Below are 10,402 nucleotides of genomic sequence, written 5' to 3' on the forward strand. Positions count from 1 at the left end.
CAAAGCTATTAGCGAAGGAAAAACTGGTTAAAAAGTCACCTTGAAAGGGCTGCCCCTAAAAACGTAAACAGTAACAAACGAGGACATGCACTCGTCAAATCAATAAAATGGCATAAAGAACATTAAACCTAAAACAATTCGCCTTTTGAATCTTCCCCTGCTGTGGTCAACAAAAACTGGGGTATTTGATAGGCAGCAATTGGTAACATATGTTTTTTACTGCTGGCTTGATTTCTTCAATCTGAATAGATGACAGCCCATTGTTGTGCGTACCTGGTCACTTGGCATTGTAATAATCAATGTAATTCATTGCATCCGTCTCGGCATCCTCAAATGTCTCATAGCCTAAGCGCGGCATGCGCTCGATTTTAAATCCAAGGGCTTTAAAAAACGCTCCATCGGCGCATTATCCCAGCAGTTACCGCGTCGGTTCATGCTCTGACTAACCCCCTTACTGATTAACGAATTGCGAAATTCATAGCTGATATAGTGGCAGCCTTGGTCGGAATGAAAAACAAGATTCAAGGGCTTCCCCTCTCGCGTCAAAAGCCTAATTGAACGGCTTCTTAGCGAGCTCAATTAATCGAGGACACCCAGTCCCCAAAAGCGGCAGGATAAAGTTAGCTGAAACCCTCGGCGCAAGGGATTGCGCTGTGGAGCTTACACGGAAGTATTTACAGCGAGTTCTGGCTAATTTTAGCCTGCCGCTAGCGCCATAAAGCCGAAGTGTGACAGTGCCTGCACTAAACATTCACTATTACTGACGAAAACTTTTGATATGAGCTTACACTGCGTTCTTTCACTCTAAAGAGATGATTAACATGCGTACCATTAAAAGATACTGTTTGATTAGCCTGCTAGTTGGCGTGACCTGTCTTGTCAGCTCTTGCGACTCTGGTAATGCGCCAGATTCATCTTCGGCTTGCGTAACAATTGACTCTAGTGTTATTGAACAGGGTCGAGATAAAGTAGATTTAGATGTGAACGGCACAGAGTTCAATGCATATAATGGCTCTCAGGCTCGAGTCTTAACGACTCAGGGCCATGACAAAGGGTATATAGGTATCGCTGATATTGAAATTGTCGACGGCTCGTTTAGCTTGCATTTACCCCAAGCGTTGACAGATTATACTGGGATTGGTCTGTATATTGACATCAATAAAAATGACCGCTGTGATGCCAATGAACCCATGTGGGAAATAACAAATGGCCCCGCAACACAAAACGAGATCTTTGAGTTTTCTCCAGAGTCTATCTCACTTTCAGAGCCTGCCTCGCACTGTAAAATAAATGGAATTATAGGTGATTTAACGGAATACTTGCCCTGTAGCTTATAGAGTCATGTCGAAAGTTTTGGGGTTATGCTAAGTCGCCCCTAAAACCATGCTTCGCAACATTAAATTGACGGTAAGTAATCAATGTAGACTGGCACTGTAATGGACGCATCGCCATTAAGCGGCGTGCACGGAATAAGTTGCTGGAATTTGGGTTTGTGGGCGCTTGCTTGACGAGGCGAAAATATGGCGTAATAGCCGGCTATTACAAATATTTTTAACGAAGGCAAGCGTGCACCCAGGAATTCAAAAACGGGAAGTTATTTCATGCTCGCCCCTTAGTTGGATTGGCTTGCCGACATCGTCTACAGCAAAGGGCATCAAGTTGTTGCTGTTCTAGCCAGTAATAACAAGTAGGTTGGTTTCTTCGCAATTCGCGGACACCCACAAACCGAAAATGTTGTGATAATGGTTTTTTCGGTTATTGATTTGTATCGGCATTTTTGAGGGGGCAAAAAATCACGAACAGGCACACCTGAATTCTTCCCATAAAACTTAAAAATTCGGTAATCAAGCTTAGAGTTTTGATAAGAAGCGGCCGCTAACAAGTACCTTGTAATAAGCCAAACTAGACAGCCCTACCCCTAAAGCAAGGGAAACCACCAGCAATTCTGAACCTGCACTAAAAAGATATACGATCGTTATTAAGCCAAAAACAAGAGGAGTTTTACAGAGACTTTTCATCCCCAACCTCCTCGCAAGTACTGAAAATAAAAACCCCGTAATTAGATAGAACAAACAACTGCTGAAAAAAGAAATAATAAGAATCGGAATGAACCAGAACTCAGCAGACCCCATATCAGAAGCCAATGCTATAGATGGCATAATCGTAAAAACACATGCGATTAATCTACTCATAATTTTCGCCAACATTCAAACACTCAATTTTCAGTGAACTATAAACAGTAAAGCCAAACAATGAACACCTAATCAGATCACTCCAAATCCAAAAGTCAACACCTACGCTCCAAACACAACGAAAAAAACTACTGCTAGAGACTAAGATCTGGCTCAATCCTCTCTATGACGTAATCTTTAAGCTTAAGACCATCATCTAGCGTTACCATAATGCCATCACCCCCTAAATCCGGATTCTTAGGGCCAACATAGACTTGATATCCGTCGCCTAACTTTGTGATAAACACCGCATGATACCTGAGGTCAATTTTTTCGTTGATCAGCCCCTTGGGCAAACTATAAATCCATTCAATAGAGCCAATATGCTCTTTGAAATCATAAAACTCTACATCCAAGAAATTCTCCTTATTAAGGCGTTATTTGTCTTGTGCGATTAAACTAAAGTTACCATAAAAATCGATTTTGGAGCAGCACAACTCATGCAGCCTAGTGGATAATAATAAATAGGTTAAGCCAGAAAAATGACAGAACTTTAAGCGGTTTATTAACTTTATCTAAGACACTTAGTTTCGCCGATAACTTTTTTATATCTTCGATAGTGTAATCATAGCGAACATCGTCGAAACCAAACAAATAAACGAGCACATACACTCCCCGAATCACTACAAAGGCATAAAGAACTAAAAATCTAAAAAATTCGCTATTTGACTCCGTTACCAACATAATTGAACGCTGAACCATAAAGCACTGGATAAGCATTCACACCTCAACCACGTAGCCAATGGGTATCGATAGAGAATACGCCGTTCTACAACATTACAAGCCGTTGTGCTGGATGGAGTTTTTGTGCTGCTTTGACAAGGTTAACGGTAAAAGTTACGAACATCGGCGAAAATGCAGTGCACGCTTGCTTATACACTGCCCAATAAAGTACATCCTTCCCGATTACGTCCTTGCAAATAAAAAACGATTAAAACCCCAAACATTACTTACCGACAAGGTTTTAAGCGAAATGGTTTACGCTGACCTCAACCCTGTTCGTGCGTGCCTGGTCTGCATTCTTCCCTGATGAGCAAAACGAATATTGAAAATTATTATTCATTGGCATGGGGGCCCTCATGCAACCGGATAATGCACTTCTAGAACAACAAGCTATATACCCAAGTAACGTTAAGTGTAGCGGTGTGAGAAAGGTGAAAATAAAAACCAGACCTAACCACGAAGCCTTCAGATATATTCAGAATACCCCACAGGCTAACCGGCCCTTAAACCCGGTAGTACGCTACTCGCATTGGCCTCTACACCAGCGACTTGCACCCTTGCATAATCCTCGGATGTATTACTGGTACCGTAACCGGTGGCGGCATTGTGTTCGATGGCTTGCCATTCACTTGGCGGAAGCCCCATTGCCTGTAACGCCGTGGCTAACCACTGGTTATACATTAAACCGGAATAACCTTGTCGATCGCCCCACGATAACAACATGCCTTCCTCCGCACGCCGCCGATAATCCATATATAGGCCTGTATTAAAATAGCCTCCTGCACTACCGCAGGTTATCACTGGTGCAGAACGGGAGCTGTGGGTTTCCTCGCCAGATTCATGGGTCCAACACACTAAGGTATTATCTAAAATCGTGGTATCACCATCTTCCGGCACATTTAAGCGATTAACTAAATTTAAAAATATATTTTCAAAAACTTGTTGATTAACAGTTTGTAATTTTTCCTGCGGGCCGGGTAAATTCCACTGATGCGCAATACTCTGGTGCCAGTCTGCGGTATTTTGGTCATACAACGACTCCAATACAGGAATGACTGCAATCGCACTAGACCCACACAAAAAGGCCGCTTCAACAACCTCGACCCATGCGCGGCTCTCACCAAAATAATCCGACCAAGAGGTAATGCTTTTATTCGAACAAAATGCGCCGCCAACAGGCGTTGCATTCAACCGACGCTGGAGCTCAAACAGCCTATCCATATGATCATCAAGGCGCTGCGCATCGAGCGCACTTAAACGCTTATTGCTATGGCGAAGCGAGCGATAATTTTCAATCACACGATCAACAACAAAAGTATCCGGCGGGTTCTGCTGTGTATCACTGGTCGCAAATATGCGCTCAAATAATTGAAAAATATTGGCATGATGTGGCGTTTCTTCAACAACGCCTGAGCGTGTTGAGGGATTACTCCAATTGTAGCTGTATCGCCCATGGGAGCCCAAAATCAAAGATCGCTCCGTAATAGAGGATAGATCGGGGTAGAAATCTGACGACCATGCCATGAGCTGATCAATCGTCGGCATATAGCGGCCATGGATCGCTTCGCCATCGCTGCCGTTCCCATCATTTCGGGCATAATTCCCCAGGTGGCCGCCAGAATGATGCGCAATATAAAAAGGAATATCCAAGCCGCGCAGGACATTCATTTTTTGGATAATTCCGTCCGTCAACTCACTGCTGGGCGCACTGAGAATATCCGACAAATACGTGCGTCCATTACTTTGCGATGCGCTTAAGTTTCCCTGACGAATATCATGCCCAGCATAAAGCGATTGGTCTGCACCCAACAAACTCTCACTGGGATACATTGCGCTTTCGAAAACACCACCGTGTTGCGTAGCAATATTCACAAAACGCTTTTGCGGAATCAATTGTGCGCTTTGGCCGTACGCCATTTTGGGGGCTAATGAGCTCAAAAACGGTAAGCCAATACTGGCACCTGCGCCTTTGAGAAATTGGCGCCGGCAATACTTTACGGGGTCCACTTTACGGCGACGCACGAGCGAATTAGGATAAGAAATCATTGGGTACCTCCAGCAACAAATGTGCGTGTTTTAAAAGCCTGGCTTTCTACTGTATGGATAATGAGATCTTGTAGACTGCCTTGCTGCAGCCCCTCACGCATTGACTCTAAGACACACGCATCATCCTGCACGTCCTCAAAACGACCAAAGCTGTAACGAAAATAATGGCGTGCCACACACGCTTCTACTTTGCCACTTTCAGCCATGAGTCCCATCACCTCTTGGGCACCCGTAGTTTGCGTGAAATCGCCATTCGTTACTTTTGGAATTGTACTGGTATCGACCACCACATCAGCAATGACTTCACCGCCACTAATCACACGCTCGGTATCACGCAAGCGCCCTAACGCATCGTAATTTTCAGTCGCAAAGCCGAGCCCATTAATGAGTGCTTCATGGCAAAACGCGCAAGCCGTACCGGGGCGCTCGGTAATCGCCTCGACCCGCTCACGTGTATTGAGCGTAGGATCCAGTGGCGGCAAATCATCGGTGGCATTATCTGGCGGCGCAGGAATATCATCACACAATACTGTGTGCCGTAGGAATACACCTTTCATAACAGGGCGGGTATTAATACCCGCATTCGCTAAAAAGGCGGGCCGAGTAAAAAGGCCTGGGCGAGAATGATTGGGCGATTCAATAGGAGTAGCACTTTGTGGTACACCATAAATTTCAGCGAGGTGGGCGGTATTCGGTAAAATGAGCTGCGAAGTGAGAACATCATTAACCCCCCAAGTCTGCTGCCAGGTCCCATAATCCAGCAAGTCGAGAACCTCATCCATAAATCCAATATGGGTATTCCACTCGGGTAAAACGCCTTCCGAAAAAGCAACAAAATTCTCCGTATCGTTAAACTGATGCAATGGATTAAGGTTTTCGAGTTTTAACCATTCGCGGTAAAAGTTACGCGTTGTGGTTTGCGCACGCTCATCAGCCAGTAAACGTAAAACCTGAGCGTGATAAACCGCATCATTCAATAACGAACCATCATCAGCGGCTGCTCTTAGCGTTACATCCGGTGGTGAGTCAAGCAAATGAAATGACAATTTATTCGCCAATTCATGGGCTGCGAGAGTAGTACTTTCGCCACTTGCAGCGCTACCGTGGTAGGTGTGATACAAGAATTCAGGTGCATTAAATAACGCGGTGAAAATATCGGCGTAGGCCGTTCCGTCATGATTCTCAACACGGTAAAACGCACTATAAAACGCGTGATCCTCTGCGGTTATAGGTCGTCGTAAAATAAGGCGCCCGGCAGAATTAATCGTTTGCTCAACGCAAGCCGCAACGCTCATTTGTTCAAAACACGGGACTGTCTGGGCTAAACGCTCTGTCTCGGTCAAAGCATTTGCCGTGGCCTGGCCAATGTTAAACCAAGCTTCCACATGACTTAAGCTCACAGTTTGATTTAAACGTCGATAGGTCCCATGTAAATCTTGGTCAACTTCGGGGCGAATTTCATCAGGTAATTCATCCATTAATTCCCAATGCCCATTCATTACTGCTTGAGCGATACCGGTATGGCCAATCAATTCAGCCAATACCGTATTTAACGCATTGTAATACTGTGTTTTCGATAACCGCTGCCACGCAGGTGTCTCTGGAACAACATCAGTGTCGCAACTAAACGCTACGCCGGTATAGGGTGTACTGTCGCCCTCGCGTGGGTAGCCCGCTAACATAAATGCAGTAACGTCAGCACTGCATGCCTCATCACATTCTGCAGGAGTACCTAGCGGCATATTACTTACCAAATAAGCCGCCAATAACGTCGCGTCATCACAATCTGTATTTGAGCAGTTCTGATTAATGGCGGTAAAACGTGCACCTTCGCCAACACCCCCATGGCAATCAACACACTGATCGTCATATAAGGTACGACCACGATCAATATCACCCGCCACATTTTGCGCACTACTGGAGCTCCCCTCCCCTCCAACACTATTTGGACTGCTCACTGACGACGATGCAGGGCCCATGGACATCGCCCAACTAGAAGCCGCTGAGCTCACCTGCGCGGCGCTGGAGAATCGAGCACTACTGAGTACGCTGAGTGTACTAGAGGTGGAAGACTGAGAACGGCCAGAAGATTGAGAGCTACTCAATTGCGTGGTCGCGCTGGAGCTCTTCGCCGTAACACTCCCAGGATCGGCTACGTCAGCGGGGATGTCTGAAGGCCCTGGATCTCCGCCACCGCATCCGCTCAAAATACCGACAAATAATACAAACGGCCCCAAAACACGCATTGACATAAACACCCTCTTTACTTCACTGGTAACGCGTCCGTGCGTACAATTAAAATTTGGCATACTCGTTTTATTCAAGAATTACGCCAATCACGCTTTAAGACTACAAACGTTATCATTAAGTCTGTTTCTATATTTACGATGTCTTAGACGGTGACGGGCTCAGCCTCAACGGTTATTCCAAATCCACCAGCGGTACTGGCCCATACACTTAAAAAAATTCTATGGATGTCACCGATATGGTTTTTTTATGCGCGGCGAACAAGAATTGTCACTTTTTGCGCCTTAAGTGCTAGCGTGCCTGCCCCGTAATCTTCTATATTTTTTAGTTAGTCGACTGGTCGGACAGCTCTTGAGCATCCTGCTCACGCTGCATTAGTGAATCCCTTCACGTCGCCGAGTTATCCATGACGATGCCCAACTCTATTGCATCCCTGCAATCGTTGGATTAGTAAATCCTATACGTCAGCGTGGCGCAATTAGTGAAAAACTTCCGCCGATACTTGCTCGATTAAATATCGATATTGATGCCTGGCTGCTGCAAACACAGCATTTTGAGCAACACTATCAGGCGCTATTTTCTAAGCAAAGACAAAGACCAAAACGCGCCTCTTAGCCCGAGCGACTTCAAGTACAACTCTGTGGCACTAACAGCTATCACTGCTGACCCATAAATAACCCCAAGGCATTAGCTTTGGGGTTATTGTGTGTTTTGGATCTATGGGCGAAAAATTCTTGACGGTAGGTGAGGCCTAGTATTTTCACTTAATTGTGGGTGTCTTTATTTTTTTAGAGTGCCTGTCTGTATTTTGTTTCCTGTCTGTATTTTGTTTTTTGAAGTTCGAGGGCAACCTGAAGGGCACCGAACAAACAGGGATTGTATTTGGCCAAATTGATTATATAAACTTGGTCGACTGGACGGGGCGAATTATCCGCAACGATAAGAGGGGCGCAATCGCCGTTAACTTACCGCCTATACTCGCACAATTAAATATCGACATTGATACTTGGCTGCTACAAACGCAGCATTTTGAACAACACTATCAGGCACTATTTTCTAAGCGAAGACAAAGACCAAAACGCGCCGCTTAGCCCGAGCGACTTCAACTACAATTCTTCGACACTAACAACCATCACTGCTGAGCCAATAAATAACCTCAAGGCATTAGCTTTGGGGCTATTGTGTGTTTTGGGTCTATGGGCGAGAAGTTTCTTGAAGTAGAGGTGGTCCATTTCTCTAATGTATTTAGGTATCGTTATTTTTTAAAGGTGCCTGTCCTGCGTTATTTTGTCTTGGTGGTCGTTATTTTTTAAGGGTGCCTGTCCTGTATTATTTTCCTCGATTAATTGAGGGGCAACGCTACAGTTGATGAGCAGGTGCGGCTAGTACGTGGGCTTATTGGCGTTTACCTATGAGCGAAAAATTCTTGAAGTAGGGGCGGCCTAGTGTTTTCACTTAATTATGGGTGTCTTTATTTTTTTTGAGGGTGCCTGTCCTGTATTATTTGGCCAATTGCGTTTTAAGCGTAATCATGTCTTTTTCTAAAGTGATTTGTTTTTGGCGGAGCTCGTCGACTTGAAGGAGGAGTTCTTCTTGCCATCCATTAACATCACTTGAGCAAGCGGAAATCAAACACAAAGAGCAAATAACACACAAAATTATTACTTTCATAAAACCCCACCCAACTTTTCAAAGTATCCATCCTTTGGCCAACCAATGATTTCATTAATCAAACTAGGAAAGGGAGGAATCAAAGACGGGTCCACCAATGTAAAAGTATCATCGGACTCTTGAGTAAAGAACAATAAGCTCCCATCACCCAAAACAGCTGCGGCACCGTTCTCGTAAACCAAAATTTCTGATAATTGCTCACTGAATTCATAAGATTCTAGTAGTTTTGAAGAAGGGTCCGGCTTTTCAAATTGCGATAAAACTGCTACGCCATTCTCAGCTACAAAGTCTCCTTTGAGGAGTTTAACTAACCCAACAATGCCTAGCGATGCCCCCGCCCTCTGCTCTTTTGTTGCGTACTCCCACCAATAAGCTACAGCATTGGTAAACCCATCATCTTTGCTAGGAAGCGTCACTAAATAAACCAGATCTCCCTGGCTATTCTCCTTAAATACAAGAAAAGTCGTCATAGGCTCACTACTCTCGCCATAAAGCACTGTTACCAGTGAATAATACCGCCCCCCCTCTTTTGTAGGTACAAAAAATATCTACAGAATTAATTTTGGAAAAAAAACCACGCCTTTTTTTAAGTACTGACTGATCAATATCGGAATCCAAAATAACCTGACTCCACACATCAGACGACTCATCTTTTGAACTAAGGATGATCTCGCTGATAAAACTATCGATCCCCTCAACTCCAGAATCACAATTAATTAGCAATTCCACATCAGGTAGAAAGTGCATTTTTCCGCTGTAATACATTGGTGCAGATAATAATCGGTAGTCAGAGAGTTTAACAAAAGCGCCTCCTACCATCACAATAATTACGCACAACAAAAAAACTAACTTATATATTTTCATATGTCGAATGTCCATGCCACCTGCCCAGTATAAGTAAGAGGACCCAGTTCGGCACTCACTGAGCCTGAAATTTTAGCTTTAGTCGGAGGGATAAAAGCGCCACCCCAACCTGAGTTACAAGATGCTTCGTTAAATGTGATTTCCCCCCCTGCTTCAACAGAGCCATTAAGGTTCGGCGAAAGTCCTACGCACTCATGTATAGCCAATGCATCGACGCAAGCATAAACCACAGCTTGAACACCAATACTTACTACACCACCAACAGCTCCAGAACCAAAAAAACAATCATCACCATTACAATTATCCCAACGACGACCACCCTCAATCGTTACTTTTGGTGCCGCCGATATGTAAACTCCGCCCTCTATAGTAAGTGCTAGCGTGCCTGTCCCGTAATCTTCTATATTTTTTAGTTAGTCGACTGGTCGGACAGCTCTTGAGCATCCTGCTCACGCTGCATTAGTGAATCCCTTCACGTCGCCGAATTATCCGTGACGATGCCAACTCTATTGCATCCCCAGGGCAAACGCATGAAAAGACTATATAATTCAGCATCTTATATAAAACACTCATGGGTACTTCTTGAATTCGTCCATTTTTGATCATTTTGAATCCCTTGA

General features: G+C 44.5%; 9 protein-coding genes. 1 reads left to right on the forward strand and 8 read right to left on the reverse strand.

Annotated elements, in window-relative coordinates:
- Nucleotides 1–345: 345 nt before the first annotated feature.
- Nucleotides 346–525: a hypothetical protein gene (locus AC3A8L_RS16205; protein ID WP_487963315.1), complete on the reverse strand. Its 180-nt coding sequence runs from the start codon at nucleotides 523–525 to the stop codon at nucleotides 346–348.
- 296 nt (nucleotides 526–821) lie between these two features.
- Between AC3A8L_RS16205 and AC3A8L_RS16210 the strand changes: the two genes are divergently transcribed.
- Complete coding sequence (locus AC3A8L_RS16210; RefSeq protein ID WP_487963316.1) at nucleotides 822–1,337, forward strand: hypothetical protein; 516 nt, start codon at nucleotides 822–824, stop codon at nucleotides 1,335–1,337.
- 513 nt (nucleotides 1,338–1,850) lie between these two features.
- Here AC3A8L_RS16210 and AC3A8L_RS16215 read toward each other — a convergent pair.
- The 7 genes from AC3A8L_RS16215 to AC3A8L_RS16245 all read right to left on the reverse strand — a co-directional run bounded on the left by AC3A8L_RS16215 (nucleotide 1,851) and on the right by AC3A8L_RS16245 (nucleotide 9,782).
- Nucleotides 1,851–2,192: a hypothetical protein gene (locus tag AC3A8L_RS16215; RefSeq protein ID WP_487963317.1), complete on the reverse strand. Its 342-nt coding sequence runs from the start codon at nucleotides 2,190–2,192 to the stop codon at nucleotides 1,851–1,853.
- Nucleotides 2,193–2,326: 134 nt separating this feature from the next.
- A complete protein-coding gene (locus AC3A8L_RS16220) occupies nucleotides 2,327–2,587 on the reverse strand; it encodes a hypothetical protein (RefSeq protein ID WP_487963318.1) in 261 nt (86 codons plus the stop codon).
- A gap of 859 nt (nucleotides 2,588–3,446) precedes the next feature.
- Complete coding sequence (locus AC3A8L_RS16225; protein WP_487963319.1) at nucleotides 3,447–5,000, reverse strand: DUF1552 domain-containing protein; 1,554 nt, start codon at nucleotides 4,998–5,000, stop codon at nucleotides 3,447–3,449.
- The gene (locus tag AC3A8L_RS16230; protein WP_487963320.1) at nucleotides 4,997–7,252 is read right to left on the reverse strand and encodes a DUF1592 domain-containing protein; all 2,256 of its coding nucleotides are present in this window, start codon (nucleotides 7,250–7,252) and stop codon (nucleotides 4,997–4,999) included. The genes AC3A8L_RS16225 and AC3A8L_RS16230 overlap by 4 nt, the downstream gene beginning before the upstream one ends.
- A 1,495-nt stretch (nucleotides 7,253–8,747) precedes the next feature.
- Complete coding sequence (locus tag AC3A8L_RS16235; RefSeq protein WP_487963321.1) at nucleotides 8,748–8,918, reverse strand: hypothetical protein; 171 nt, start codon at nucleotides 8,916–8,918, stop codon at nucleotides 8,748–8,750.
- The gene (locus AC3A8L_RS16240) at nucleotides 8,915–9,388 is read right to left on the reverse strand and encodes a hypothetical protein (RefSeq protein WP_487963322.1); all 474 of its coding nucleotides are present in this window, start codon (nucleotides 9,386–9,388) and stop codon (nucleotides 8,915–8,917) included. Before AC3A8L_RS16240 ends, AC3A8L_RS16235 begins: the two co-directional genes overlap by 4 nt.
- Before the next feature lie 7 nt (nucleotides 9,389–9,395).
- Nucleotides 9,396–9,782, reverse strand: coding sequence for a hypothetical protein (locus AC3A8L_RS16245; protein ID WP_487963323.1), 387 nt, complete (start codon nucleotides 9,780–9,782; stop codon nucleotides 9,396–9,398).
- Between the last annotated feature and the right edge of the window lie 620 nt (nucleotides 9,783–10,402).

Source organism: Marinagarivorans sp. (genome assembly GCF_982758155.1).

Bases quoted from the DNA above. Each gene is read 5' to 3' on its own strand.
- AC3A8L_RS16225 (WP_487963319.1), bottom strand. From the start codon at position 5,000: ATGATTTCTTATCCTAATTCGCTCGTGCGTCGCCGTAAAGTGGACCCC.
- AC3A8L_RS16235 (WP_487963321.1), bottom strand. From the start codon at position 8,918: ATGAAAGTAATAATTTTGTGTGTTATTTGCTCTTTGTGTTTGATTTCC.
- AC3A8L_RS16240 (WP_487963322.1), bottom strand. From the start codon at position 9,388: ATGACGACTTTTCTTGTATTTAAGGAGAATAGCCAGGGAGATCTGGTT.
- AC3A8L_RS16230 (WP_487963320.1), bottom strand. From the start codon at position 7,252: ATGTCAATGCGTGTTTTGGGGCCGTTTGTATTATTTGTCGGTATTTTG.
- AC3A8L_RS16210 (WP_487963316.1), top strand. From the start codon at position 822: ATGCGTACCATTAAAAGATACTGTTTGATTAGCCTGCTAGTTGGCGTG.
- AC3A8L_RS16215 (WP_487963317.1), bottom strand. From the start codon at position 2,192: ATGAGTAGATTAATCGCATGTGTTTTTACGATTATGCCATCTATAGCA.
- AC3A8L_RS16245 (WP_487963323.1), bottom strand. From the start codon at position 9,782: ATGAAAATATATAAGTTAGTTTTTTTGTTGTGCGTAATTATTGTGATG.